At 43.5% G+C, this 26,322-nt stretch carries 23 protein-coding genes; 10 read left to right on the top strand and 13 right to left on the bottom strand.

Going from position 1 to position 26,322, the window contains the following annotated elements; all coding sequences use genetic code 11:
* Positions 1-106 precede the first annotated feature (106 nt).
* A complete protein-coding gene (locus HYN43_RS17635) occupies positions 107-1,066 on the bottom strand; it encodes a lipid A deacylase LpxR family protein (protein WP_119410603.1) in 960 nt (319 codons plus the stop codon).
* A gap of 334 nt (positions 1,067-1,400) precedes the next feature.
* Positions 1,401-3,875 carry an endopeptidase La gene (gene lon, locus HYN43_RS17630; RefSeq protein ID WP_119410602.1) on the bottom strand — a complete coding sequence of 825 codons (2,475 nt, stop codon included), beginning with the start codon at positions 3,873-3,875 and terminating at the stop codon, positions 1,401-1,403.
* A 373-nt stretch (positions 3,876-4,248) separates the two neighbouring features.
* Between lon and HYN43_RS17625 the strand changes: the two genes are divergently transcribed.
* Positions 4,249-4,893 carry a tetratricopeptide repeat protein gene (locus HYN43_RS17625; protein ID WP_119410601.1) on the top strand — a complete coding sequence of 215 codons (645 nt, stop codon included), beginning with the start codon at positions 4,249-4,251 and terminating at the stop codon, positions 4,891-4,893.
* A gap of 248 nt (positions 4,894-5,141) precedes the next feature.
* Here the strand turns inward: HYN43_RS17625 and HYN43_RS17620 are convergent, their stop codons facing one another.
* Positions 5,142-5,708 carry a hypothetical protein gene (locus HYN43_RS17620; protein WP_119410600.1) on the bottom strand — a complete coding sequence of 189 codons (567 nt, stop codon included), beginning with the start codon at positions 5,706-5,708 and terminating at the stop codon, positions 5,142-5,144.
* Positions 5,695-7,218, bottom strand: coding sequence for a 2,3-bisphosphoglycerate-independent phosphoglycerate mutase (gene gpmI / locus HYN43_RS17615; RefSeq protein WP_119410599.1), 1,524 nt, complete (start codon positions 7,216-7,218; stop codon positions 5,695-5,697). The genes HYN43_RS17620 and gpmI overlap by 14 nt, the downstream gene beginning before the upstream one ends.
* Before the next feature lie 180 nt (positions 7,219-7,398).
* On the opposite strand from gpmI, the gene HYN43_RS17610 reads away from it, so the two are divergent.
* From HYN43_RS17610 to HYN43_RS17590, 5 genes are all read left to right on the top strand, one after another.
* A complete protein-coding gene (locus HYN43_RS17610) occupies positions 7,399-7,782 on the top strand; it encodes a DUF4783 domain-containing protein (protein WP_119410598.1) in 384 nt (127 codons plus the stop codon).
* A gap of 234 nt (positions 7,783-8,016) precedes the next feature.
* The gene (gene nadC, locus HYN43_RS17605; protein ID WP_119410597.1) at positions 8,017-8,862 is read left to right on the top strand and encodes a carboxylating nicotinate-nucleotide diphosphorylase; all 846 of its coding nucleotides are present in this window, start codon (positions 8,017-8,019) and stop codon (positions 8,860-8,862) included.
* A 104-nt stretch (positions 8,863-8,966) separates the two neighbouring features.
* On the top strand, positions 8,967-9,620 hold the full coding sequence (plsY, locus tag HYN43_RS17600) for a glycerol-3-phosphate 1-O-acyltransferase PlsY (RefSeq protein ID WP_119410596.1): 654 nt from the start codon (positions 8,967-8,969) through the stop codon (positions 9,618-9,620).
* A 6-nt stretch (positions 9,621-9,626) separates the two neighbouring features.
* Positions 9,627-10,427 (top strand): M48 family metallopeptidase, encoded by an 801-nt coding sequence (locus HYN43_RS17595; RefSeq protein WP_119410595.1) that lies wholly within the window; start codon positions 9,627-9,629, stop codon positions 10,425-10,427.
* Between the two features lie 43 nt (positions 10,428-10,470).
* Complete coding sequence (locus HYN43_RS17590) at positions 10,471-11,202, top strand: YqjF family protein (RefSeq protein WP_119410594.1); 732 nt, start codon at positions 10,471-10,473, stop codon at positions 11,200-11,202.
* A 44-nt stretch (positions 11,203-11,246) separates the two neighbouring features.
* Here HYN43_RS17590 and HYN43_RS17585 read toward each other — a convergent pair whose 3' ends face one another.
* The 7 genes from HYN43_RS17585 to HYN43_RS17555 form a co-directional block, all read right to left on the bottom strand.
* On the bottom strand, positions 11,247-12,647 hold the full coding sequence (locus tag HYN43_RS17585) for an IS4 family transposase (RefSeq protein ID WP_119406982.1): 1,401 nt from the start codon (positions 12,645-12,647) through the stop codon (positions 11,247-11,249).
* Between the two features lie 606 nt (positions 12,648-13,253).
* Positions 13,254-14,519: an anthranilate synthase component I family protein gene (locus HYN43_RS17580; RefSeq protein WP_245446935.1), complete on the bottom strand. Its 1,266-nt coding sequence runs from the start codon at positions 14,517-14,519 to the stop codon at positions 13,254-13,256.
* 171 nt (positions 14,520-14,690) lie between these two features.
* Positions 14,691-15,968 (bottom strand): adenylosuccinate synthase, encoded by a 1,278-nt coding sequence (locus HYN43_RS17575; RefSeq protein ID WP_119410593.1) that lies wholly within the window; start codon positions 15,966-15,968, stop codon positions 14,691-14,693.
* 6 nt (positions 15,969-15,974) lie between these two features.
* Entirely contained in the window at positions 15,975-16,598 is a 624-nt protein-coding gene (locus HYN43_RS17570) for a nucleotidyl transferase AbiEii/AbiGii toxin family protein (protein ID WP_119410592.1), read from the bottom strand.
* A complete protein-coding gene (locus HYN43_RS17565) occupies positions 16,553-16,846 on the bottom strand; it encodes a DUF6922 domain-containing protein (RefSeq protein WP_119410591.1) in 294 nt (97 codons plus the stop codon). The genes HYN43_RS17570 and HYN43_RS17565 overlap by 46 nt, the downstream gene beginning before the upstream one ends.
* A 6-nt stretch (positions 16,847-16,852) precedes the next feature.
* Positions 16,853-17,320: a Fur family transcriptional regulator gene (locus HYN43_RS17560; RefSeq protein ID WP_119410590.1), complete on the bottom strand. Its 468-nt coding sequence runs from the start codon at positions 17,318-17,320 to the stop codon at positions 16,853-16,855.
* 252 nt (positions 17,321-17,572) lie between these two features.
* Entirely contained in the window at positions 17,573-19,795 is a 2,223-nt protein-coding gene (locus HYN43_RS17555) for a RelA/SpoT family protein (protein ID WP_119411268.1), read from the bottom strand.
* A gap of 108 nt (positions 19,796-19,903) precedes the next feature.
* Here HYN43_RS17555 and HYN43_RS17550 point away from each other — a divergent pair, with 108 nt between their 5' ends.
* The 3 genes from HYN43_RS17550 to bshB1 are packed head-to-tail and all read left to right on the top strand — an operon-like array spanning position 19,904 to position 21,786.
* Positions 19,904-20,536, top strand: coding sequence for a DUF4294 domain-containing protein (locus HYN43_RS17550; protein WP_119410589.1), 633 nt, complete (start codon positions 19,904-19,906; stop codon positions 20,534-20,536).
* Between the two features lie 3 nt (positions 20,537-20,539).
* The gene (locus tag HYN43_RS17545; RefSeq protein ID WP_119410588.1) at positions 20,540-21,046 is read left to right on the top strand and encodes a glutathione peroxidase; all 507 of its coding nucleotides are present in this window, start codon (positions 20,540-20,542) and stop codon (positions 21,044-21,046) included.
* A 14-nt stretch (positions 21,047-21,060) separates the two neighbouring features.
* The gene (bshB1, locus tag HYN43_RS17540; protein ID WP_119410587.1) at positions 21,061-21,786 is read left to right on the top strand and encodes a bacillithiol biosynthesis deacetylase BshB1; all 726 of its coding nucleotides are present in this window, start codon (positions 21,061-21,063) and stop codon (positions 21,784-21,786) included.
* Positions 21,787-21,887: 101 nt separating this feature from the next.
* On the opposite strand, the gene HYN43_RS17535 is transcribed toward bshB1, so the two are convergent.
* A complete protein-coding gene (locus HYN43_RS17535) occupies positions 21,888-22,325 on the bottom strand; it encodes a hypothetical protein (RefSeq protein WP_119410586.1) in 438 nt (145 codons plus the stop codon).
* A 229-nt stretch (positions 22,326-22,554) separates the two neighbouring features.
* Positions 22,555-23,886: an L-lysine 6-transaminase gene (gene lat / locus HYN43_RS17530; RefSeq protein WP_119410585.1), complete on the bottom strand. Its 1,332-nt coding sequence runs from the start codon at positions 23,884-23,886 to the stop codon at positions 22,555-22,557.
* Between the two features lie 361 nt (positions 23,887-24,247).
* On the opposite strand from lat, the gene HYN43_RS17525 reads away from it, so the two are divergent.
* Positions 24,248-26,275, top strand: a complete 2,028-nt coding sequence (locus HYN43_RS17525) for a PAS domain S-box protein (RefSeq protein WP_162996536.1) — start codon at positions 24,248-24,250, stop codon at positions 26,273-26,275.
* Positions 26,276-26,322: the final 47 nt, after the last annotated feature.

Genomic DNA, 26,322 nt, shown 5'->3' with positions numbered 1-26,322 from the left:
GAGGTTAGGCGCTTTTAATGGGAGATTAGAGGTTAGGTTCTTTTAATAGGCGATTAGTATTCAACTGCAAATTGACTAATCTCTAACCTCTAATCTCCAATCTCTCTCACTTAAACCTATAAAACCCGGTAATAGATCCCCATTGGTGCGAACGGCGCATATCCGGAGCATCTTTGGTGTGGAAGATGGCGGCCACATCAAACGCAAACCTGCTGGTAGTAAAGGCAACACCAACCTGCTGGCTTAAAATAAACGTATTTTTGGCAGTTGTAATTTCCATACTGTTTGGATCATCATGCTTGCGGAACAGGCTGCCTTGTATGGTGGCATCATAACCTACCACATTGGCCAGCGGTTTATAGTAAAAGAAGATCTCGTGTTTATGCATCAACTGTTCCTCGCCGCCTGTTGATACGGTGCTTTGGGTACTGATTGAATTAAATAACTGGTTAAAACTGCCCAAACGGATAAGTCCGCCTGCACCTGCGCCGGTAAAGCCGGTGCCAAGATTGGCGTATGAGGCGAAACTCAGGTCAATCCAACCTGCACGGGCCAGCAGTTTGTTGTACTCGGCCGATAGGTTTAGTTCAACATCGTTTTTTATTTGATATTGCCAGCCGTTAAGATGGTAAAAACCGAATGTATTGTGAATAAGCTTTTGCACAGGCTCGCCGCCGGCAGCAGGGCCAACCACGCCTAACTGTGCACCAAGCTTAAGGTTGCTTTCGTTTTTATAAAGAAAGTTTAGCGTTGAACCGATATAGGTATAAGCAGCAAAAGGCCTGTCGATATCAAAAGGCCCGCGCACATAACCCGATTGTGGGTTAAACATTTTTTGCCCCAGTTCAAAGCCAAGCACCTTGTTTTGCAACTCTTTTTGAGCCGGGTTTACCTGCAATGCTTTGCGGTAATAAAAGAAAATGCCATTGGTGTAATACCTGTCTGAGCCCTGGCCCAGGAAAGAGTCGTTATCTGATTGGATCCCAAATTCGTGGCCACGGGTTTGGGCAAATAAACAGGTAGTGCCCAGCAGGCATACCAGTGTAAAAAATAGTTTATTTAGCATTGGGGTTTATATAGTATTCAGCTTGCTAATATAAAAAAAAGGCAATGTAAATAAAGGAGTTGTGAAAATGGTTGCAGGGCTTAAAATGCAGTTTAAAAATAAAAGTCACAACTTCCCCGGTCTGGCGCAAGTGTTGTGTCCTGGGTTGTGGAATGGGGCACTTGTGTCTTTTTAGAACGATGCGTTGTATGAAGCACAAGCGATCGTTCTCCACTCAATACTTGCGCTAACACCACACTGTCGGTTTTAATTGAACAAATTCCTCGCAAAAACAAAAAAGTTCCACAGGTTGCCCCATGAAACTTTAAAGGTATAATATAATAAGAAGCTTTGGTTAATTAACCACGCTTTTTTCGTCTTCCTTAACAGTCAAATCCAAAGCATCTTTAACTTTCTCATCAAGCAGCGCCAGTTTAATCACATCGCGCATATCGGTAACATAATGAAAGTTCAGATCTTTTATGTAATCCTCCTTAATCTCCAGGATATCTTTCTGGTTTGATTTGCAGAGGATAACCTCTTTGATATTGGCACGTTTGGCAGCAAGGATTTTTTCTTTGATTCCACCAACAGGTAAAACACGACCGCGCAGGGTGATCTCGCCTGTCATGGCCAGGTTAGGCTTAACTTTGCGCTGTGTGAAGGCAGAAACCAGTGCGGTAAGCATAGTGATACCTGCCGACGGACCGTCTTTAGGCGTAGCACCAGCCGGTACGTGAACATGCACATCCCATTGGTCAAACAGTTTAGGGTTGATGTTAAAAGTACTTGCATGTGCACGCAGGTAAGCCAGTGCGATGGTTACCGACTCCTTCATCACATCACCAAGGCTGCCTGTAAGCGTTAAGCGGCCTTTGCCGGGGCTTAAACTTGCTTCGATGAACAGGATGTCGCCGCCAACCGATGTCCAGGCCAGGCCCGTTACAACGCCGGCTACTTCGTTACCTTCGTAAAGGTCTTTGTCAAATATCGGCGCGCCCAGTATTTTTTCGATATCCTTTTTGTTAACCGTGCTGTTATACGGCTCTTCCATGGCGATGTTTTTGGCAATACCTCGCACTACCGAACCTATTTTTTTCTCCAACGAGCGCACGCCCGATTCGCGGGTATAATCTACGATCAGTTTTTCCAATACATCGGCTTTCAGGCTGATATCTTTTATTTTAAGGCCATGAGCTTCGCGCTGTTTAGGCAACAGGTGTTGCTTAGCTATCTCAACTTTCTCCTCGATGGTATAACCGTTTACCTCTATAATTTCCATTCTGTCCAGCAAGGCGGGCTGAATGGTGCTTAAAGAGTTTGCGGTGGCGATGAACATCACGTTAGACAGATCGTAATCCATTTCTACATAATGATCATAAAAGGTACCGTTCTGTTCAGGGTCCAAAACTTCAAGCAATGCCGATGATGGGTCGCCCCTGAAATCGTTACCTACTTTATCAATCTCATCTAAAATAAAAACAGGGTTTGAAGCACCTGCTTTTTTGATAGACTGGATGATACGCCCCGGCATAGCACCAATATAAGTTTTACGGTGACCACGGATCTCGGCCTCATCACGAATGCCACCCAGGGCCATCCTTACATATTTACGCCCCAAAGCTTTGGCTATCGATTTACCCAACGATGTTTTACCAACTCCCGGAGGGCCCACCAGGCAAAGGATAGGGGCTTTCATATCGTGCTTTAATTTAAGCACGGCCAGATATTCGATAATGCGTTGTTTTACTTTATCCAAACCAAAGTGGTCTTTATCCAAAATACGCTGAGCCCGTTTCAGGTCGAAGTTATCTTTGGTGAACTCGTTCCATGGCAAATCGAGCAATAGCTCAAGGTAGTTGATCTGTACCGAGTAATCTGCTGCTGCCGGGTTGGTGCGGGCCAGTTTTTCTATCTCTTTGTTAAAATGATCTTTAACCTCTTTTGCCCATTTCTTTTTGGCGGCGCGCTGGCGCAGGCTGTCAATTTCCAGGTCGGGTGTGTTGCCGCCCAGTTCTTCCTGGATGGTTTTGAGCTGTTGGTTCAGGAAATAGTCGCGCTGCTGCTTATCCAAATCGACACGAACTTTGGTCTGGATCTGGTTTTTAAGTTCCAGCATCTGCAGATCGAGCGTCAGATGCTCCAGCACCAGGTTGGCACGTTCGCGCAGGTTTGCAATCTCCAGCAGGTGCTGCTTGGCTGCCATATCAGCATTCATATTTGATGATATGAAGTTGATCAAAAACGAGGTGCTTTCGATATTGCGGATAGCGATACCGGCTTCACTCGGGATATTGGGCGAAAGCTGGATAATGTTCATGGCCATATCCTTGATAGAGGATACCATGGCTTTAAACTCTTTATCCTCTTTACCTTTTATTTCGTGAAAAGGCTCAACGGTAGCTTTGATATAGGGTTCGCTTTGTACTTCTTCTTTCAGGTAAAAGCGTTTTTTGCCTTGTATAATAACGGTGGTATTGCCATCGGGCATTTGCAGCATTTTGATGATGAGCGCAATGGTGCCCACTTTATTAAGCTGGCTAAAAGTAGGGTCTTCAATCCCCACATCCTGTTGCGCAACCACCCCAATCATCCGGCTGCCTTTATTGGCATCGCGGATTAATTTTATTGATTTATCCCTGCCAACGGTAATCGGTATCACAACGCCCGGAAACAAAACGGTATTGCGTAAAGGCAATATGGGCATAATGTCGGGCAGCTCTTCGTTGTTCATTTCCTCCTCATCTTCTGATGACATGAGCGGAAAAAACTCCGAATCCTCATTTATAACCGGTAAAGCATGCTTAAAATCAAACGGATCGAAACTCATTAATTATATTTTATGTGTAGTATAAAACGTCATGTTGTCAGCCTGTAAGCTTACCGCTGGGGTAATTACAGGTAAAATTGCAGTTATTAACCGCGGCACATTATGTTTCAAGAGCTGTGCCAAGTTAAGCTAATAAACAATAACAATCAATTCGTGCTTTTAATATATTGATTACGTGTAGATTACAAAAATGTTGGTTGTTTTGTAAATAAATGAGATTTTGTTGTTAAAGATGAAAAAAAGTCATAGTATCGCTGTGCTTAAAATTTTTGTGCCCGGTAAATTTTTTTAAACAAATTGATAGTAAGGCATAATAATTTGAGATAATGATAGTTAAAGTAATACCATTTTTGTTTAACCATTAATCCGTTCAATGAAACTGTCGGTTATCATTCCTTTCCTGATCATGTCAACGCTCGAAACGGCATTGGGGCAAAATGCCTATGTACGCTTGGGGCAGCAGGCATTGATGGATGGCGATTTCCGGTCGGCAGTAGCACACCTCGAAAAGGCTTGCATTACCGATTCGACCAATGCTAATGCCATGTGGATGCTGGGTTATTCATATTATCATAGCGATAACTACAAAAAATCGATAGTGGCTTATACCAAGGTGATAGCTGTAAAGCCGGCCGACGCTACAGCATACTATTACCGGGCAAGGGCAAAAGGCTACCTGGGGCGTGATAACCAGGCCAGTCCTGCTGATAAGGAGCTTTATTTATTAGGCGCTATTATCGATCTCACCAAAGCCATATCCATCAACAGCGATTTAAAGGATAATAAATACTACCAAAACCGTGGCATCGCCTACCGCGATTACGGTAATTTCAAACTGCAAAACACTTCACGCTTTTATGATAAGGCGAGGGGGCTAAACTCACTCAAAGCCGCCATCGCCGACCTGGAAAAAGTGCTGGCAGATAATCCATCCCGCATGGATATAGCCACGCTGATCGATCAATCAAAAGATAAACTGATTCAGGCTACTACTGGGAATACGTTGGTGAAGCATTAAAGCTCGATTTTTTTTAAAAAAAACTGCTATCTCACAAATTGGGAGTAGCGGATTTATAAAGGCCCCGTCATTGCGAGGCACGAAGCAATCCCCGATTTGCAAGTCCGCCCTGTATAGTTTGGGATTGCTTCGTGCCTCGCAATGACGTGGTGGATAATGGGTATTGCGAGGCAGCCAGAAATATACTGTTATCCCTTCCTCACCCACGAATTATGCGACGCTAAACTTGCAGCAGATAGTATAAAAACCTACCTCTTCGGCAAAGTTCCCTGCACTTTATAATCGTTACGCCCCATCAGCTTCACATGCTGCGATTTTTCAATCTGATACAACGAATCAGGGAAATAACTCAGCTTCTCGTTGGTTTCGTACAACAGGTTTTTGGTGTGATTGTAGATCAATACCCACTGCACTTTTTCGCCCGCTTTTTTGATGATGATGCGGCGGGTTTTCAACTCGGGGGTGAGTGCTTTATAAATAATAGCACTATCGCTGGTACTTACCGAATAGCTGTTTTTCCAGGCGGGTCGGTTAATATCTGATTGGATAAAGAGATTCAGCTCCTGGCTCCAGTTGCCTATGTGTACCGTTTTTGTTTCGGTAACGCCGTTGTGGGTTACCGTTTTTACTACGGCAGGATTAAGCCCGGCCAAACGCGACGAATCGGCCCTGAAAAAAGCTTTCAGATCAAAATAAACCATTTTTGCCCCGCTTTGCCTGTTATCGGGCCTGCAGGAAAATACAAATGTTATTAACAGCAAAAAGCCGCCCGATAGGGCGGCTTTGCGTATATTTTTCGGGTTAAACCAATACATTTCCAGTCATTTCGGCCGGGATCTCAACGCCTAATATACTCAGTATAGTAGGAGCCACATCACCCAGTTTGCCATCTTTTACTTCTTTCACATCTTTATCAATCACAATACATGGTACCAGGTTGGTGGTATGCGCTGTGTTTGGCGAACCGTCTTCGTTAATCATGTAATCGGCATTACCATGGTCGGCCAGGATAATGAACGAGTAGCCATTTGCAAGGCCTGCTTCAACAACGGCTTTGGTGCAGCTATCGGCAGTTTCGGCAGCGGTAACTACCGCGCTGAACACCCCTGTATGACCAACCATATCGGTATTGGCAAAGTTAAGGCATACAAAATCTGGCCAGCCCGCTTCCAGTTCAGGAATAATCGCGTCGCGGATGCCTGCGGCGCTCATCTCAGGTTGCAGATCATAAGTTGCAACTTTAGGTGATGGAACCAACAGGCGTTTCTCGTTCACAAATTCTTTTTCGCGGCCACCCGAAAAGAAGAAGGTTACGTGAGGGTATTTTTCAGTTTCGGCAATCCTGATCTGGCTTTTGCCTGCGTTCTGCAGGATCTCGCCAAGGGTTTTGGTCAAATCTTCCTTGTTGAAAACAATCTGCACGTTTTTAAACGTTTCATCATACGGTGTCATGGTGATGTAACGGATAGCAAGCGGGTGCATGTTGTACTCAGGGAATGATTTCTGGGTTAACGCCAGGCTGATCTCGCGGCCCCTGTCGGTACGGAAGTTGAAGCAGATCACCACATCGCCTTCGGCAATAACTGCAAGCGGTTTACCTTCGGCGTCAACGGCAACAATCGGTTTTACAAATTCGTCGGTAACATCTTCCAGGTACGAGTGTTTGATGAGGTCGGTAATGTTTTCAGTCGGTGCGCCAATGCCGTTAACCATCAGGTCGTAAGCTAATTTAACACGCTCCCAGCGGTTATCGCGGTCCATGGCGTAGTAGCGGCCAATAGCCGAAGCGATTTTAGCGTTTGTGCCTGCAATGTGCTCTTCCAGGTCGGTAATAAAACCTAAGCCCGATTTAGGGTCGGTATCGCGGCCATCTAAAAACGCATGAATGTATACGTTTGGTACTTCAAGCTGTTTAGCGGCATCGCAAAGGCCTTTTACATGCCTGATGTGCGAGTGAACGCCGCCATCAGAAACGAGGCCGATAAAGTGAACGTTTTTATTGTTTTGTTTAGCGTATTCAAAGGCATCTTTCAAAACGGGGATAGTTGGCAGTTCATTGTCATCAACCGCTTTATGGATGCGGCCCAGTTCCTGGTAAACCACGCGGCCTGCGCCAAGGTTCATGTGCCCTACTTCCGAGTTGCCCATCTGGCCGGCTGGTAAACCTACCGCTGTGCCCGAAGCTTCGAGTTTTGAATTTGGATATTGCCGGATCAGGCTGTCGAAGAACGGTGTTTTTGCAGCAATGATAGCGTTTGATTGATCGTTGCGGCCGTAACCCCAGCCATCAAGAATGATTAATGCGAGTTTCTTTTTGTTTTCCACAATGCAAATATAACCGCATGGCAATACTTTAGGTATAATTTTTTTATTTATAGATGCTTACAAAATAAGCGTTAAGTATTGACGTTTTGTGTTTAATATAATTTTGAGAAATCTTTAAAAAACCAATTTAAACATCGTGGCTCTTTGTAACTTTATCGCCAGTTAGTACGTTATCACATTATGAAACTATCATACCTGCCATCGGTTATTCTATTATTACTGCTTCCGCTTGCTTCAATGGCCGACGGAATTGATAACGTGGCCAATTTGCTTAAAGCCGGCAATACCAAAGAACTATCCAAACTTTTTGCACCCAGTATTGAAATTACCATTATGGATAGTGAAAATACCTACTCGCAAACACAAGCGGCCGTTATCCTCGATAAATTCCTGGCAAAAAATAAACCCAAAAGCATCAAATCCTTACATAAAGTAAACTCTGGAGGGAACTACCATTTCGGCGTGTATCTTTTAAATACCGATACCGGCGAATTCAGGGTTGCCATCACCCTTAAAGATAACAGTGTGGTTGAGCTGAAGATTGAGGATGAGAAGGTAAAGTAAGTTTTTGATAGTTCATGGTTCATGGATCATAGTTCATAGCCGAAAGTTTATAGATCATAGTTGATGGTTCATAGATCGTGGCCGGAAGGTCATGGATCATAGTCCGGGATGTATCGTTTGGAGTTGGCTTTAAAGCCTCTATTTCGGCTATGAACTATTAACCATGATCCATGATCCACAATCACCATCTATGAACTCAAAAATTGTTACTTTTACCCCAAAATAGTAACACACTTGGATAAGCAACTTATACACCAATTTATAAAGGATACTTTGGCAGAGGATGTAGGCGATGGCGACCATACCTCCCTCTCAACCATACCCGCCGAGGCTACCGGCAAAGCAAAACTTTTAGTTAAAGATGATGGCATACTGGCCGGTGTTGAACTGGCTGCCGAAATATTTTACATCGTTGATCCTAACCTGAAGCTAACCGTTTTTATAAACGACGGTGCCGCCGTAAAATATGGCGATGTAGCTTTTGAGGTAGAAGGCAGTTCGCGCAATATATTAACTGCCGAGCGTTTGGTACTGAATTGTATGCAGCGCATGTCGGGAATTGCTACAAAAACCCGGCAGATAGTTGATTTGTTAAAAGATACCGATACCAAAGTTTTAGATACCCGCAAAACTACTCCGGGCCTCCGTTATCTCGAAAAATGGGCGGTGCGTATAGGCGGCGGCGTTAACCATAGGTTCGGTTTGTATGATATGATCCTGATTAAGGATAACCACGTTGATTATGCCGGCGGCATAAGGCAGGCTATTGAAAACGCCAATCAATATCTTAAAGGAAGCAACAAAGAGTTAGCAATCGAGATAGAAGTACGTAATATTGATGAGCTGGAGCAGGTTATGCAAACCGGCAATGTTAACCGCATTTTGCTGGATAATTTTAAGTTTGATGATTTGCGCGAGGCTGTTAAAATAGTTAACGGCCGCTATATCACCGAAGCATCGGGCGGTATCACTATCGATAACATCCGTGAATATGCCGAATGCGGGGTAGACTACATTTCAGTTGGCGCTTTAACCCACTCGGTTAAAAGCCTCGACCTTAGCCTGAAAGCCGTAAAATAACACGGTTAAAAAAATCAAATAACAATTAATTACACAAAGTTTAGTAGTAAAAGCGCTATGATTAAAGCGCTTTTACCGCTTCAATTTTGTAATATTGCAGGAGAATGATAACCGTTTACTCTGTTACAGCACTCATAATGGCTTATCTATGCGGCTCGATACCCACGGCTGTTTGGATAGGTATGGCTTTTTATAACGTTGATGTACGTGAATATGGGAGCGGTAATGCCGGGGCCACTAATACATTCAGGGTTTTGGGCAAACAAGCCGGGATCCCGGTAATGTTGCTCGATATTTTTAAAGGCTGGGCAGCCACTAATTTCGCTTACTTTATTGGTGCTTCTGCCACCGGCCCCATTAACTCGGTGGCCTATACCAACTATGAGCTTGCTTTGGGCATTGCTGCCGTTATGGGCCACCTGTTTCCCATTTTTGCAGGTTTTCGGGGGGGCAAAGGCGTTGCTACTTTGTTTGGAATGATTTTGGCTATACACTTTCACGCAGCCTTGTTATGCGTTGTGGTATTTATAGTGGTGTTACTGATTTCTAAATACGTTTCTCTCAGTTCAATCACGGCGGCTTTTACTTATCCTATTGGCGTTACATTTGTTTTCCCAACGCCGATACGGGCTATAGTGATTTACGGCATGTGTATTTGCGTATTGGTACTGGTAACCCACCAAAAAAATATCGAGCGACTGATAAGGGGCAAAGAATCGAAAGTTAATTTTTTTAAGAAAAAAACCACAACTGCCTGATCTACTATGAAAAAATTTAAACCTGCACTGGTTGTGATCGCCGTCATGACCATTTTGTCCTGCTCAACCGTGCCGTTAACCGGTCGTAAACAATTAAGCCTTGTTGGCGATGCCGAAGTAAATCAATCGGCGGCGGCAAGTTACAAGCAACTATTATCCGATCCTAAAACCAAAGTTGTTGCCACTGGTACCGATGCCCAGCGTGTTAAAGTTATCGGTAACAGATTGGCTACAGCTATTCAAAAATACCTTAATGATAACGGCTACGGCAATCAGTATAATTTTGCCTGGGAGTTTAACCTCATTCAAAGCAGCGAGGTTAACGCCTGGTGTATGCCGGGTGGCAAAGTAGCCGTGTATAGCGGTTTGCTACCTGTTGCCAATACGGATGCTTACCTTGCCGTGGTTATGGGCCACGAAATCGGTCACGCAATAGCGCGTCACTCTGCCGAGCGCATTTCGCAGGAGATGCTGGTACAAGGCGGCGGACAGTTGGTTGGTGCGGCCACAAGCCAGCAATCACAAGCTACACAAACCGCTATCAGTACATTATACGGCGTTGGTTCGCAGTTAAAATTACTGGCCTATTCACGTAACCAGGAATCAGAAGCAGATCGTTTGGGCTTAACCTTTATGGCTATGGCCGGTTATGATCCGCATAATGCTATTGCTTTTTGGCAGCGTATGGCTGCCCAAAACAAAGGCGGTGCCCCGCCCGAGTTTTTGAGCACCCACCCGGCCGATGCTACCCGTATTGCCAATATCCAAAATCTCATACCCGAGGCTATGAAATATTACAAACCTTAATATAAATTTGATCCCGCCCCCACAAAGGCGGGATTGTTGTTTTATGGCTAAACGCGAGTTTTTAAAAGCACAATGGAAAAACCTGGTGATGCTTAATTATGAGGTTGATCCGGAGATATTGAAATCCCACATTCCGCCCGGAACTGTATTGGATTTGTGGGAGGGTAAAGCCCTGGTAAGCATGGTAGGTTTTATGTTTTTGGATACTGCCGTGTTGGGTATTAAATGGCCGTGGCATGTGAATTTTGAAGAGGTGAATCTTCGTTTTTACGTTCGATATTTTAACGGTAACGAATGGAAGCGCGGCGCGGTGTTTATCAGTGAGATTGTGCCTAAAAGCATGATTGTGCTCATAGCCAATAACCTGTACAAAGAACACTATAGGGCCTTACCGATGCGAAGTTCAATAACACCTGTAGAAGATGACCATACCAGATTTTTGTACGAATGGAAATTGAAAGGCCGCTGGAATAAGCTTGGAGCAACTGTAAGTAACCAGTTAAACAGTATTGAACCAGGCAGCCCGGAGGAGTTTATTTTAGAACATTACTGGGGATATAACGCCTTGAGTACTATTAAAACCATGGAATACCAGGTTGAGCACATCACATGGCAAACCGGGGCTGTGCGCGATTATGTTTTTGATGCTGATGTTGCCGCGTTGTATGGAGAGGAGTTTAAGCCTTATTTGGATAAAGAGCCGGTTTCGGCATTTTATGCTTTGGGATCGGATATTGTGGTGAGGCTGGGGGAGAAGATTGTGGTGAAGGGATAGTGAAAAATAAGCTTACGCCGCCGCTCGGCTCCAGCCCATAGCCGTTAACTTAAGGGGTTAAAGATATCATTGACAATACAGAAGCTTGCTTTTTTACCTTTCTTCGGTTCAATAAGCAGGCTTTTTATTATTGGGAAGATAAATAACTCAAGCCAGGCTTCGAACGTTATGTTATGGTTCATCACCATTCTTAACGCATATGCCCATAACCTGGCTTGTTTAAAGAACTTCCAATGAGAACAGGCATATTCTCTATTTTCTTTTTGGATAGAATCGTCGAGACATCGGAATATTTTCCAGTTGATCAATATCCAAATGAACCTTGCAAGGAGTAGGCACTCAAACCGTTCTTTTTTTACAGGCTTTATCCTGTGGAGGTTTAACAACGATTTCCAACTTTTAAAAATGAGTTCAATTTGCCATCTGAGACGATATAGTTCAATCACATCGTTTGAATTAAAGATAGCCGGATCTACATTGGTAATAAATACGCTGAACCGGCATCGCTGTTTGTATTCTTCAGAAAGTTCCCGCCCCCGGCTCTTTGCCTGTTTTTGAGCTTTTCTTATCCGTTCAGCCCAGGTCTGCTCTGCGACTGGTACTACGATCAGGCGGCATTCAAGCGCTTTTTTACCTTTGCCAAGTACAATTTCAGTTTCAAAGCATGCCTGTTTATTGGTCCGCATGCGCTCATAAAGTGAGGACCAGTCAATTACTTTGCCTGTTGCCTTATGAACAGGTTTCCATTTCGGTTGCAGTCTGTTAAGAAAAAAGGCTTTCCGCTCTGTAACTCCTCTCAAATAAGCCATTGTAACATAACCCAGGTCCCGGATATGTAGATCATCTTTAGCTATGCGGCATGCTGTTCTCTTTGAATAACTCTGATCATTTTTTGTTGCCTTGGTTAACTCCAGGTTCTCCCAATCTCCATTTTTGAGGTCAAAGGAGTATTGTATGTTCATTAGCGGATTGGTAACAGCTCCTCCATAACCCGGATAACTCTCTTTATATTCATCAGGCAGGCAGAACTTACAAGAGTCGGTAATCAGTACCCGCGCGAATGGTTGCCAGGTATCGTGATTCCGGATAGCTAATCTGGTAGCCATTTGTTCGGCTAAAACCAGCTTCATAAATTCAACACCACTTTCGTTAAACCGTTTATGCAAGCCGACTTTGCTCAATGACTTACCGCTTTGCCTAATCAGGTCATCGCAACAATCCTGAAGGCTAATCTGGTGATCAATGCTATTGAATACAAGCGTATCAATAAATGCTTCTGGCTTAAGTTTAGAACTACGACGACAAAAACCGCTTTGGCGGGCGAGTTCAGCAATTTTATCAGCCTTAATAACCGAGCAGATGGAACTATTCAGGGTATCCGAATAATCTGAAACGAATCTACTTTTATCAAAAATGAAAGGAGCTTTTCCCTTAGCAAAAAGCACTTCGTCTGAAAAAAAGTGTTATATTTATACAAGAAAAGGCGGTCTTGCCTGGAAACAAACCGCCTTTTCAATAAATATTAAAACTATACAAATATGGGAAAATCTAATTGGTTTTGCCCTACGGCGAAGCCTCGCATTATTCTCTTTTCAAATTTTCTTCGACAAAAAAATCCTTAAGTTAACGGCTATGGGCTCCAGCCGGGTGGCAACTATTAGGACGGCCTCTGGCAGCCGAAGCCCGATTTCTGGTTGAAGTTTAGCGATAGCCTAACTTCGACCAAAACTGAGTTAAGCTTTCAGCTTAACTTATTACGTTCTATTTGAGTTTTTTTGATGTGGATGTCGTGTCCCGGAAGCAGAATGCTTCCACCATTTTAGGACGAAGTTACGCTATCGCTAAACTTCGACCAGTATATAAAGGCGCTAAGCCACAAAGTTTTTTGTGGATAGTTGTATATGTATGTTGTAGATGTTTAGGCACGCAAAGAGGCTAAGTCGCAAAGTTTTTTTGTAAGTGTTTTGATATCGCATGTTGTATGCTAAGTCTTAAAGTCTTTCTTTGCGATTCCGCGGCTTTGCGTGCCTTAAATATTGAAGAGAAAGTCTTTACTTACTTCCCAAAACTTCCATCACCGCCTTGGCTTTCAACAGGCACTCTTCATACTCATTCTCGGCAATAGCATGGTAAGTAATAGCCCCTCCGGCATGAAAAGAAAGATATTGATTAAATGAATTATATAGCAATGACCTGATCACCACATTAAAATCAAAATCATTATCCGGACTGAAATATCCTATTGCGCCCGAATACACTCCGCGCTTGCTCCGCTCGTAATGCTCCATCAGCTGCATGCAGCTCACTTTAGGTGCGCCGGTCATGCTGCCCATGGGGAAAGTGTTTTTGATGGCCTGTACGTTTGATAAACCGTCCTGCAGCTCACAAACCACTGTAGAGATCATTTGATGTACCTGTTTAAAGCTGTGGATCCCGAAAAGCTCTTCGGTTTTTACCGTGCCGGGTTTGGCCGAGCGGGTGAGGTCGTTTCGTACCAGGTCAACCACCATAACGTTTTCCTGCAACTCTTTGGGGTGATTGCGGAGGGTTTGTTTGGCTTGTTCATCGGCGTTGACATCATCTAAACGTTTGGCAGTGCCTTTGATGGGTTGCGAGATCAGTTTGTTACCTCGTTTAGCCAAAAAGCGTTCGGGCGATGCACCGAGGATGTAATTGCCATCCCATTTAAAAAAAGAGGAGAAAGGGTTGGGCGATACCTCGTTCAATTCCATGAAAAAACTTAACGGATCGATATCGGCATCTTCTGCAAAAAATTCCTGGCAAAAATTGGTTACATAAATATCCCCGCGGCTGATATGCCCTTTAATCCGATTTGCAGTGTCAATGTATTCGTCCCTGCTGAAGCGGGGCTGTAGGGTTATTGCAGATTGTTGTTTTGCTTGTACAGGTTTCTGTGCGGTTATTTCTTTTAACACTTCTGCCGGCTCATCAGAAATGATCTCGATATCGTCCTCTTTAATAATGATTAGATGTTGGGGAACAAAGAAATAGAGATCCGGAAATTGCAATCCATCAATGTTTTCAGATGAGAGTTGCTCAACCTCATTTTTAAGATCATATCCTAAAAAGCCGGTCATCCAGCCGGGATTATCTATCCTGAATTGTTCGAGCTGATCAAAAGCATTACCCACATTGGCAACAAGTTGTGCCTTTGCGCCTGCGGCTATCAACGTGTCGAATTTAGAATACGGATCGCTGAAGCCGTTCGAGTCGAGGTAACACGTGGCATTAAATGTTGATGCCCATTGAAGCGCTTTCTGTTTAAAATCCGGCAAATCCTGTACCTGTACAATCACGGTGCAAAAATAACCAAGTAAATGAAATTTGTGATTTAATGTTTTTCGATTTGCATGGCGGTTTCGTTTCGTGGAGACACGAAACGGGGGAAGATTGGGTAAATGAAAAAGACCGGTGCTACCCGGCCTTTTATTATTATCTCGTTTTTCGTGTCTCCACGAAAAAATCTATTAGTGCAGTGTTAAAGTCTGTTTCCTGTCCGGGCCTACAGATAAATATTTTACCGGCACGCCAAGTTCAGCTTCCAGGTAATCGATGTACGATTGCAGTTTTGCAGGGATCTCAGATAGTTCGGTAATACCGGTCAAATCTTCATTCCAGCCATCAATTTCCTTGTACACCGGCTCTGGTTTTACCGAGCAGATATCATACGGCATATAATCAATTTGCTCGCCCAAATAGTTGTAGTGGGTAGCAGCATAGATCTTTTCGAAACCGCTCAATACATCAGCTTTGGTCATTACCAGTTGGGTAACGCCGTTAAGCATAATGGCGTATTTCAAAGCAGGAAGATCGATCCAACCGGTACGGCGTGGGCGACCGGTTGTAGCGCCAAACTCGTGACCCACTTTGCGCAGTTCTTCGCCGGTTTCGTTCTCCAACTCGGTAGGGAAAGGACCGCCACCAACACGGGTACAGTATGCTTTAAAAATACCGATAACCTCGCCAATTTGCTGCGGAGCGATACCTAAACCGGTACAGGCACCGGCAGCGGTAGTGTTTGATGAGGTTACAAACGGGTACGAACCAAAGTCGATATCCAACATAGCGCCTTGTGCGCCTTCGGCTAATACCTTTTTGCCATCTTTAATATAGTTGTTAACCAAATGCTCCGAATCAACTAACGGGAACTGGCGTAAAACTTCCAACGCTTCGAAAAATAAAGTTTCACGCTCCGAAAAATCAGCTACTTCACCATAAAGCTGTTGCAGCATCGATACGTGTTTATCAACCAGTTTCTGGTAGCGCTCTTTAAAATCGGGCAGGGTGATATCGCCAATGCGTAAACCATTACGGCCGGTTTTATCCATATAAGTTGGGCCGATACCTTTTAAGGTTGAACCAATTTTGCCTTCGCCCATTTTTTTCTCGTTGGCGGCGTCAAGCAATTGGTGGGTAGGTAATATCAGGTGCGCTTTTTTAGCAATTAACAGATTTTTTTTAGCCAGCAGGTCATGACCGGCGTCTTTCAATTTATCCAGTTCTTTTTTCAGGGTGATCGGGTCGATCACCACGCCATTACCGATAAGGTTGATGGTGTTTTCAAAAAATATACCTGAAGGAATGGTGTTCAAAACAAACTTTTTACCGTCAAACTCCAGCGTATGACCGGCATTCGGTCCGCCCTGGAAACGAGCAATCAGGTCGTAACCTGCGCTCAGTACGTCAACAATTTTTCCTTTTCCTTCATCGCCCCACTGGAGGCCTAATAATACGTCAACAGCCATTAATTTTTAATGTTTATAATAATCGTCAAATGCTTTTGTAATGATTTTTTTAACCTCGTTCCATGTCATATCATCTAAGGATTCTGGAGTGGGAGTATCCTCCGCATCAGTAAAATATATAATCGATCTTACGAGCGCAAAGGTATCATCATATGGGTATCTATCATGATAAAATTGAAAAAGATTTTCAATCTTGTAATATTTAAGTAGCGTAGCTATGTCCCAAAAGTCTTTTTTTACCCCTCTGCCTTTCACCGCATTAAGCTTTAAAGCTATCAAATCTTTAATGTCGGCTATAGGAACGCCATCAATGATTTGTGGTGGATGTAAAAAAGGATCTTTTACCGAAACAAAATCTACTTTAACATTCTGAATTTCGCATTGATAAATAGATTTTAGCCTGTCGTTTATTGGGAGTATGCGCCCAAAGTGATCTTGAAGTGTTTCTATCAGTATATCTTTTTCGAGGGGCTGGTCCGAAAAAAAATCAAGATCAATTGATTTTCTATGACCATATAGCAGAGATAGCGCTGTACCACCAACCAACCTGAATTGCTTTAATTCAGGTAGTGAAACTAATTTTTTTAAAAGTTCCAGTGTTGCAGGTTCAACTGTTTCTTCTCGTAACATTTAAAATCAGTAGGTTTTACCTTAAATAAGGTACAGCAAAAGTTAATGCTGATATCAGAAAGCCATGAGGCCTGTAACGCCAATTCTCCAACTTTATCAAAACCATAAAAGTCAAGAAGATTTCTAAAGTCTTGTTCTTTGCCTCTTTCAAGTACCTTTTCTACAACATAGCGCGCATGTTTTTGATAATCGATATTATTCATATCAACATCCCAAAATGCCTGCTTGCTTAAAATAGGTTTATCCATCAGGGTTTAAATTTTTCTATCACAATTACCAGCCCTTAATTTGGTGCAATTACCATAAAGGTTTAACGAGTGGTGTTTGATATCAAACTTCAAAATATCGCCCATCATACTCTGGATCTGCTGGATCCGTGGATCGCAAAACTCAACCACTTTACCGCAATCGATGCAGATAATGTGATCATGTTGTTTGTAGCCGTATGATTTTTCGAACTGGGCCATGTTTTTACCAAACTGGTGCTTGGTAACCAAATCGCACGATACCAGCAGCTCCAATGTGTTGTACACGGTAGCGCGGCTCACGCGGTATTTTTTATTTTTCATGTGGATGTATAACGACTCCACATCAAAGTGATCGGTACGGGAATATATCTCTTCAAGTATGGCAAAACGCTCGGGCGTTTTACGCAAATTTTTATTTTCGAGGTAAGCCTCAAAAATTTTCTTAACCATAGGTATGGTATCCTGCTGTGACATAATGTTATATTAACGTGGCAAAGTTATTAATTATTTATGGGAATAGAGAGGCAAGAGATCAAGAGTCAGGAATCAAGAGGTGGAGAATTAGAAATCAAGAGATCAAGAGTCAGGAATCAAGAGGTTGAGAGTTAGAAATCAAGAGTCAGGAATCAAGAAGGATAAATTTTGCCTTGCCTCTTAATTCTTGATTTCTTGCGTCTGTCCTGCCTCCATCTTGTCTCTTGAATCTTGACTTCTTGCTTCTATCTCCTAAGATGCTTTCTCAATCGCCGAATCAAAACGGTTAACTGCGGTTACGCCTTTTACCTGTTTCAGGTTTCTGATCAGGGTATCCAGGTGGCCGGTATCATTTACATAAAGCATCAGCTGGCCTTCAAAAATACCATTGTCGCTATCAACGGTGATGGAGCGGATATTGATCTTAAAGTCGTTTGAGATAACGGTGGTGAGTTTGTTGATCAAACCTACCTCGTCAATACCGGTAATACGTAAACCTGTTAAGAAAGCCAGTTCCTGCTGATTGGTCCAGCGGGCTTTTACTATGCGGTAGCCGTAGTTGGCCATTAGTTTGGCCGCGTTGGGGCAGTTGGTACGGTGAATTTTGATGCCATCGCTTACGGTTACAAAGCCGAAAACATCATCGCCGGGGATAGGATTACAGCAGTTGGCCAGTTTGTAATCTATCTTCTGCATGTCCTCGCCAATCAGTAAAATATCGCTGTCTTTAGCTTTGATATTTTTGATGAGGGTTTGAACCTGCTCCTGGTCCATTTTATCCTGCGGTTTGCTTTCAACCACTTTTTCGGATGCCTGGTATTCTTTCAGGTCCTTCATATCAATAATGCCTTTGGCAACATTGTAAAAAAGATCCTGGGTGGCCTGCAGTTTAAAAAAGTAGCTGATCTTTTGCAGGTTTTCAGAATTATAGGTGATTTTGAGCGATTTCATTTTGCGCTCTAATATCTCCTTGCCATCCTCGGCAATTTTGCGCTTTTCCTCTTTTAAGGCCGATTTAATTTTTGCTTTGGCCTTGGCGGTAACCACAAAGTTAAGCCAATCCTCTTTAGGGGTTTGTTTGCCCGAGGTGATGATCTCCACCTGATCGCCGTTTTGTAGCTTGTAGCTTAGCGGTACCAATTTGTGGTTTACCTTGGCACCGATACAACTTGCGCCAACGTCGGTATGGATCTCAAAGGCAAAATCGAGCGCTGTAGCATTTAACGGCAATTGGATGAGCGCGCCTTTAGGAGTGAAAATAAAGATCTCATCGCTAAAGAGGTTCATCTTAAAATCGTCCAGAAAATCCAGCGCGTTGCTGTCCGGGTTTTTCAACATTTCGCGCACCTTGCTTACCCATTGGTCAAGGCCGCTATCGGTGCTTGATTCTTTGTATTTCCAATGCGCGGCAAAACCCTTTTCGGCAATTTCATTCATGCGCTTGGTACGGATCTGCACCTCAACCCATTGCCCACGCGGGCCCATTACGGTGGTGTGTAATGATTCGTAACCGTTTGCCTTAGGCGATGAGATCCAGTCGCGCAGCCTGTCGGGGTTAGGGCGGTACTGGTCGGTAACTATCGAGTAGGCTTTCCAGCAATCGGCTTTTTCATTCTCTTGCGGGCTATCCAGTATTATCCGGATGGCAAACAAATCGTACACCTCCTCAAAAGGTATCGATTTCTTTTTCATCTTATTCCAGATGGAATGGATAGATTTTGGGCGGCCAAAAACATCGGCCTCCAAACCCTGCGCAATGAGCGATTTATTGATAGGCTCAATAAAATCGCGGATAAAACGCTCGCGCTCGGCCTTTTTCTCATTCAGTTTATTTTTGATAAACTGGTAGGTTTCGCGTTCCATGTATTTCATGGATAGGTCTTCCAGTTCGGATTTTATCGCATACAAACCCAAACGGTGGGCGAGGGGGGCGTACAGGTAAACGGTTTCTGACGAGAGTTTCAACTGTTTATCCCTCGGCATAAACTCCATCGTACGCATGTTATGCAACCTATCTGCCAGCTTAATCAATATCACCCTCACATCATCAGCCAGGGTAAGCAGCATCTTACGGAAATTTTCGGCCTGTAAGGAGCTATTGGTATCAAACACACCTGAAATTTTGGTAAGGCCGTCGATAATTTTGGCTACCTTTTTGCCAAACTCCATTTCAATTTCATCCAACGTTACGCTGGTATCTTCCACCACATCATGCAACAGTGCGCACACTATTGATGTTGTACCCAGGCCAATTTCTTCGGCGGCTATTTGGGCAACGGCAATGGGGTGGTATATATAGGGCTCGCCGCTTTTACGGCGCATATCCTTGTGGCTTTCAAGGGCCATATCAAAAGCCTTGCGTATCATGCGTTTATCGCCCTTTTGCAGGGTTGATTTACAGGCACGCAGCAAAGCGCGGTATCTTTTTAGTATCTCGTTCTTCTCGGCTTCCAGGTCAATCACTAAGTCTTTCATGTACGGGGTATTAACGGTATAAGTTGTAAACACCCGGCAAATAAATATTATTGCGGGTATTAGTAAAATACCAAAAAAAATTACATTATTTTTGTAGTAAGTAAAAATATGAAATTTATTGGTTTTGTGTTGCTGTTATGTTGCCTGGTGGGTGTTGCAAACGCCCAGACAACTGCGCCTGCTGCTACGCCTACGCCTCCATCTGTAAAGCTTGGCAAAAATGATACCATCAAAACAGCCATGACTGTTTTGGATGGCGAACTGGTGCCATGGATTGTTGAGCCCGAGGTGAAAATTGTGGATACACGTATTTTTGCCAGCGATGCCGACAGGTTAAACTATCGCCGCCTGCGCTATAATGTGCTTAAGGTATTGCCTTACGCCCGTTTTGCAGGCCAACGCTACCGTCAGCTGCAGCGCGACCTGGCTGTTACTGCCGATAAAAAAACACAAAAAGAGCTGGTGAATAAGTGCGAGGATGAAATAAAAACCCTGTTTAATAAAGAAATAAAAAACCTGACAATTAGTCAGGGTGAGGTTTTGATCAAGCTGATTGACCGCGAAACCGGGCAAACCAGTTTTGCCATGGTTAAGGAATTAAAGGGTGGTTTTAAAGCCTTTATGTTTCAATCAGTAGCCAGCATATTTGGCCACAACCTTAAAGAAACTTACGACCGTGAAGAGCAACGTGACATTGAGACCATATTAGCCCAGGCCGGTTACGACTCGACGAATAACTAATTAATGGATAACAAAAGCATTTACCGCTTTAGTGTTCAAAAGCTAAGCGGTGAAGAAATCGATCTTTCCGGATATAAAGGCAAAGTACTGTTAATTGTAAATACTGCTTCACAATGCGGTTTTACCCCTCAGCTTAAAGAACTTGCCGAATTAAAAACACAATTTGCCGGGCAGGATTTTGAGATCCTCGCATTCCCTTCTAACGATTTTGGCGGACAGGAGCCGTTGGATGGAGAGGCCATTGGCGTATTTTGCGAAAATTACGGTGCCAACTACCCCGTGTTTGATAAAATAAGAGTACGCGGAACGTACGCACATCCCCTTTATCAATTTTTGGCCGATAGAAAGGCAAACGGACATGTTGGCTCATCGCCCCGTTGGAATTTTCACAAATTTTTAGTGGATAAGGAAGGTCATGTAGTTGATTTTTACTACCCATTTACCAAACCAATGTCGTCAAAAATCAGGAAAAAGATTGACCGCCTGCTGACAGCCCCTGTTAAGCAATAATTTACCTTTGCGCCATGCTTAAATTAGATCTATTAGTTTTATCTGTACACCCCGATGATGCTGAATTGGGTTGCGCAGGTACAATTTTAAAACATATTGCCCTGGGTTATAAAGTGGGTATTGTTGATTTAACCCGCGGCGAGCTGGGCACCCGCGGCTCGGCCGAAATCCGTAAACAGGAAGCTGAAGCTGCAGCAAAAATTTTAGGCCTCGCCGTACGCGAAAACCTTGGCTTGCCCGATGCCTTTTTTGAAAATACCCGCGAACACCAGATTAAGGTGATTGAAGCCATCCGTAAATACCGCCCATCTATTGTAATAACCAATGCCTATCATGATCGTCACCCCGATCATGGCCGCGCTAATGAACTGGTAGAAGCCTCAGCTTTTTTAGCCGGGCTCAGGAAAATTGAAACGCAGGATGAAGAAGGAAACCCGCAAACCGAATGGCGGCCCGATATGGTGATGCATTTTATACAGGATAATTATATTACTCCCGATATATTAATAGATGTTACCGAACACTGGGAAAAGAAAATTGAAAGCATTTATGCCTACGGTTCGCAGTTTTATAACCCCGATTGGGAAGGCGAGCCTCAAACCTATATCTCAACACCCGATTTTATTGAAATAGTTACGGGCCGTGCGCGTGAGTTTGGAAAGGCCATCAAAGCAAAATATGCCGAAGGTTTTACAAGTAGGAAAATTTTAGGCGTAGATAATTTATTTAATCTTAAATAATATTTTTTTAACTTTAAATTATATATGGTTTAAGGTTTTAACATTAAAAAAAGCCTCCTGAAGCATCGGGAGGCTTTTTAATATATAAATATTGTATTCAATTACGCCCTGATATATTCAAAGCGGTTGTTTTCATTGCTTCTTTCCCTTCGCAGTTTGTTTTCATTAGCCAGTTTTAAAAGGATGCCCGAGAGCTCAGATGTTTTAAAATCCGAATCGTATTGCTCTTTGCAATAATTGGCTATCGACGATATAGAACGTTGCGTATCAAAGAAATCAGTGTTTAATAGCTGGTTTAAGATCTTTGTTGCGCCAGGTTTTTTACGCCCTGGCATTGCTCCATTCTCATCCTCAATGCGCATTCTACGGCCTTTTTTGCTAAACAGTTCGGCGCCTTCTGCATCTGTTTTTTCCGATTCGATCATCACTTCCAGCAATCGGTCAATGATTCTAACCTGTACAGCTTCTGATTGAAAAGAATTTACAACTTCCGCTACCTCAACAAGTTGTTTCTTTAATTTCTCTATATGTTTACTCATAACAAATGGATAGAACTACGTTACTTTAAAAGGGGGTACAACAAATCTAACTGGAATAATAACAAAAAATATAGCGTATTTTGGAAAAAAAGTAGCGTATATTAATATCTTTTGTCTTTTGTAAATAATAGATGAGTTTTTTGCCTTATTAAATATTAGTTAACTTATCCGCTTGCCGGGCTTGCAACAAATGCAGGTGCAACGGAGTTTTCTTTGTTTTTTCGGATGTTTACAAGGTAGCTGATAACTGGTCTATCATATCCAGCCCTGTATCAATATGGCTTTTTTCGATAATAAGCGCCGGGCGGAAGCGTACACTTCTGTCGCCGCAGCCAAGGTACATAATATTATTGTCAAATCCTTTTTTAATGAAATTATCCCTTACGTTTTTGTCAGGAAAATCAAATGCGCTCAGTAATCCGCGGCCGCGTACGTTACTTACAACCGGGTTACGTTGTGCTATTTCGCGTAAACCAGCCTGCAGATATTCGCCCATGGCTGCTGCATTATCGCAAAGCTTATCCTCTTCAATAATCTCCATTATTTTTGATGAGCGTACCATATCAACCAGGCTACCGCCCCAGGTTGAGTTTATGCGCGATGATACCTTAAAAACATTGTTTTCAATTTCATCTATCCGCCTGCCGGCCAGTATGCCGCAAACCTGCATTTTTTTGCCAAAGGCTAAAATATCGGGGCGTGCCTTTTCGCCAAAATGTTCGTGACACCAAAATTTGCCTGTAAGGCCTACGCCGGTTTGTACTTCATCATAAATCAGTAATGCTTCGTATTCGTCGGCCAGTTCACGCAGTTTTTCTAAAAATTCCTTACGCACGTGGTTATCGCCCCCTTCCGATTGTACGGGCTCAATAATAATAGCACAAACATCGTCCTTATTATCAGCAAAAGCCTGCCTGATCTGTGCTATTGATAATGCCTCGCGTTGCAATAAATCCTCATGACCGGTATCGCTGTAAGGAAAATTGATATAGGGCACAGATACCCTTGGCCAATCAAACTTGGCAAACCATTTGGTTTTATTGGGGAGGGTATTGGTAAGGCTCAAAGTATAACCCGAGCGGCCGTGAAAAGCATGCTCAAAGTGGATTACCTTAAAGCCGCGCTCTTTGGTATAGCCTTTGGCAAAGTTTTTCTGCACTTTCCAGTCCATAGCAACTTTTAGGGCGTTTTCAATAGCTAAGGCACCGCCTGCGATAAAAAAAGCATGGGGCAGGTATTCGGGGATGCCCACCCTATCAAAAGTTTCAACAAACTGGGCGTATTGGGTGGTGTAAATATCCGAGTTGGATGGATTGGTTAAAGCCGCCAGCATCAGGTTTTTTTTAAACTCTTCGTCGTTCACCATTTTGGGGTGGTTATAACCCAGCGGCACCGAGGCAAAGCAGGTAAAAAAATCAAGCAGCGTACGGTTATATTTGGCATCGTAAATGTAAACACCCTTACTTTTTTCCATATCGAAGGTAAGGTCGAAGCCATCGGCTAATACATGCTTTTGCAATGAAGCCTGTACGTTTTGCGGAGAAACAAGTAGGTTGTACATATCAAATCGGTTTATTACAAATTTAGTAAAAACGGCCTAAAATCAAAATCTAAGCGGTTTTTGAACCGATTGAACAAAAAGTAACTTTAAATTGTTTAAAGTTACTTTTTGTACCGAACTTAAAAATGGTACACTACACCGCGGTTATTTTTTTGAACGAATAAATGAGCGGGAATCACTTTTTATCCTCATCAATTAATAATCACTGTTGCCCAAAACATCCCTCGTTTTTAATTGTATTAAGCTTACAGCAATTTAATAGCCTCTCAGAAGGTTTCCTTTCGATTAAATTTTATTGGCTGATTATTTTATTATTTAAATTAGTAGTGTTGTTATACAACTAAAAGGAATGCCTGCAACCATGGGAGTAGAACCGTCGTCTGCCTATCAAACAAAAACTGCCCTAAAAGCAACACTTGCCGATCCGGAAGCCTGGGACCTGCTGGAAGGCCTACCCGTTGGCGTTTATGCCTGCGATAAGGAAGGCTACATCGTATCATTTAATAAAGCCGCTGTTGAACTATGGGGGAGGCTGCCCTATATAGGCCGGGATAAATGGTTTATGGACTGGAAGTTGTTTAGGGCCGATGGTACTGCATTGCCTTACGAGCAGGCACCCATGGCGCGCACGTTGCAAAGCGGTAAAGCAATCAGGGGGGAGGAATTATTGGTTCAACGTGGCGATGGCTCTATCAGGTATATTTTGCCAAATCCCAAGCCGCGTTTTAATCAGCAGGGAGAGTTGATTGGTGCTGTAAGTATGTTGGTGGATATTACAGTGCAAAAAAGTGATGAATCAAAGCAGGCTATGCTGGCCTCGATCATCGATTCGTCTGAAGACCCCATCATCAGTAAAACGCTTGATGGCGTGATTACCAGCTGGAATAATGCAGCACAACGCCTGTTTGGCTATACTGAAGAGGAGATTATCGGGAAACATATCACCATATTAATACCCGAAGAGCGGCACGACGAAGAGCAGCTCATTATCTCGAAAATAAAGGCGAACGAACGGGTTGAACATTTTGAAACCGTGCGCAAAACCAAAGCCGGCGATGATGTAAAAATATCACTTACCGTATCTCCCATAAGGGATAGTGATAATAAGGTGATAGGCGCCTCTAAAATAATAAGGGATATAGGCAGGCAAAAAGAAGCCGAAGAGCGGATGCAGCAATATGCCGAGCGGCTGGAGATCCTGAACTCGATAGGGCAGGTGATCTCGGCCGAGCTGGATATCCAGAATATTTTACAAAAAGTTACCGATGCCACCACGCAGCTTTGCGGTGCGCAGTTTGGCGCATTTTTTCATAACCTGGTTAACGAGCAGGGCGAATCGTACGCGTTATTCACTTTATCGGGCGCCCACCGCGAAGCTTTTGAAAAATTTGGCATGCCGCGCAATACAGCGGTTTTTCATCCCACTTTTAGCGGAGAGGGAACGGTAAGGGTTGATGATATTACCAAAGATGCGCGGTATGGCAAAAACGCTCCGCATTTTGGTAAGCCCGAAGGGCACTTACCTGTAGTAAGTTACCTGGCGGTGCCGGTACGGGCAAAATCGGGCAGTGTAATAGGGGGGCTATTTTTCGGGCATCCGCAGCCGGGCATGTTTACCCAGGAGCATGAACAGCTTGTAGAGGCTGTTGCCGCGCAGGCTGCCGTGGCCCTGGATAATGCCAAACTATATGAGGATATTAAACAGCTTAATGAAAAAAAAGACGAGTTTATAGGCCTGGCCAGTCATGAATTGCGTACCCCGGTTACCAGTTTGAAAGGTTACCTGCAAATTATAGCCCGCAACCTGGCTGCCGACGAGAAAAATAAAACGCTGGCCAATAAAGCCCTCGACCAGGTGGGCAAATTAACCACCCTGATATCTGATTTATTGGATGTTACCAAAATACAAACAGGTAAACTCCCGTTTACCTATGCCGATTTTGATGTGGTGGAGATGCTTGCCGATTTGAGGGAGATTTTACAGCAAACCAACCCCTCGCACCGGCTTATATTAAATTTACCTCCCGACGGATTGCTTATAAATGGCGATAGCCAGCGTATTGAACAGGTGGTTATAAACCTGGTAACCAATGCCGTTAAATATTCGCCCAAGGCCAATGAGGTGATTATTACTGCCGGTGTGCAGGGTGATAAATTCCGGGTATCGGTGCAGGATTTCGGCATCGGCATCCAGCCCGATCAGTTGGAGCGTGTGTTTTCGAGGTTTTACCGGGTGGAGAACCTGGCCTCGCACATGTCGGGCCTGGGCATTGGTTTATATATCTGCAACGAAATTGTACTGCGGCATAACGGACGGCTGTGGGTGGAAAGTGAGTATGGAAAGGGATCGATCTTTTATTTTGAGATCCCGGTGAATATGGCGGAGTAATGTTGTCTGAATCAGAATTTACAGAATTTGAGAATTAACAGAATCGA

This window comes from Mucilaginibacter celer, from assembly GCF_003576455.2.
Classification (GTDB): Bacteria; Bacteroidota; Bacteroidia; order Sphingobacteriales; family Sphingobacteriaceae; genus Mucilaginibacter; species Mucilaginibacter celer.
This window is presented reverse-complemented; position numbering and strand designations above follow the sequence as displayed.

What these genes read in the sequence shown, in the direction of transcription:
- plsY (WP_119410596.1), top strand. Translation starts at nt 8,967, where the DNA reads ATGATAACCGTTTACTCTGTTACAGCACTCATAATGGCTTATCTATGC.
- HYN43_RS17620 (WP_119410600.1), bottom strand. Translation starts at nt 5,708, where the DNA reads ATGTATTGGTTTAACCCGAAAAATATACGCAAAGCCGCCCTATCGGGC.
- HYN43_RS17625 (WP_119410601.1), top strand. Translation starts at nt 4,249, where the DNA reads ATGAAACTGTCGGTTATCATTCCTTTCCTGATCATGTCAACGCTCGAA.
- HYN43_RS17525 (WP_162996536.1), top strand. Translation starts at nt 24,248, where the DNA reads ATGGGAGTAGAACCGTCGTCTGCCTATCAAACAAAAACTGCCCTAAAA.
- HYN43_RS17590 (WP_119410594.1), top strand. Translation starts at nt 10,471, where the DNA reads ATGGCTAAACGCGAGTTTTTAAAAGCACAATGGAAAAACCTGGTGATG.
- HYN43_RS17550 (WP_119410589.1), top strand. Translation starts at nt 19,904, where the DNA reads ATGAAATTTATTGGTTTTGTGTTGCTGTTATGTTGCCTGGTGGGTGTT.
- HYN43_RS17555 (WP_119411268.1), bottom strand. Translation starts at nt 19,795, where the DNA reads ATGAAAGACTTAGTGATTGACCTGGAAGCCGAGAAGAACGAGATACTA.
- HYN43_RS17595 (WP_119410595.1), top strand. Translation starts at nt 9,627, where the DNA reads ATGAAAAAATTTAAACCTGCACTGGTTGTGATCGCCGTCATGACCATT.
- HYN43_RS17560 (WP_119410590.1), bottom strand. Translation starts at nt 17,320, where the DNA reads ATGTCACAGCAGGATACCATACCTATGGTTAAGAAAATTTTTGAGGCT.
- HYN43_RS17565 (WP_119410591.1), bottom strand. Translation starts at nt 16,846, where the DNA reads ATGGATAAACCTATTTTAAGCAAGCAGGCATTTTGGGATGTTGATATG.
- lon (WP_119410602.1), bottom strand. Translation starts at nt 3,875, where the DNA reads ATGAGTTTCGATCCGTTTGATTTTAAGCATGCTTTACCGGTTATAAAT.
- bshB1 (WP_119410587.1), top strand. Translation starts at nt 21,061, where the DNA reads ATGCTTAAATTAGATCTATTAGTTTTATCTGTACACCCCGATGATGCT.
- HYN43_RS17635 (WP_119410603.1), bottom strand. Translation starts at nt 1,066, where the DNA reads ATGCTAAATAAACTATTTTTTACACTGGTATGCCTGCTGGGCACTACC.
- HYN43_RS17575 (WP_119410593.1), bottom strand. Translation starts at nt 15,968, where the DNA reads ATGGCTGTTGACGTATTATTAGGCCTCCAGTGGGGCGATGAAGGAAAA.
- HYN43_RS17545 (WP_119410588.1), top strand. Translation starts at nt 20,540, where the DNA reads ATGGATAACAAAAGCATTTACCGCTTTAGTGTTCAAAAGCTAAGCGGT.
- HYN43_RS17535 (WP_119410586.1), bottom strand. Translation starts at nt 22,325, where the DNA reads ATGAGTAAACATATAGAGAAATTAAAGAAACAACTTGTTGAGGTAGCG.
- lat (WP_119410585.1), bottom strand. Translation starts at nt 23,886, where the DNA reads ATGTACAACCTACTTGTTTCTCCGCAAAACGTACAGGCTTCATTGCAA.
- HYN43_RS17570 (WP_119410592.1), bottom strand. Translation starts at nt 16,598, where the DNA reads ATGTTACGAGAAGAAACAGTTGAACCTGCAACACTGGAACTTTTAAAA.
- HYN43_RS17610 (WP_119410598.1), top strand. Translation starts at nt 7,399, where the DNA reads ATGAAACTATCATACCTGCCATCGGTTATTCTATTATTACTGCTTCCG.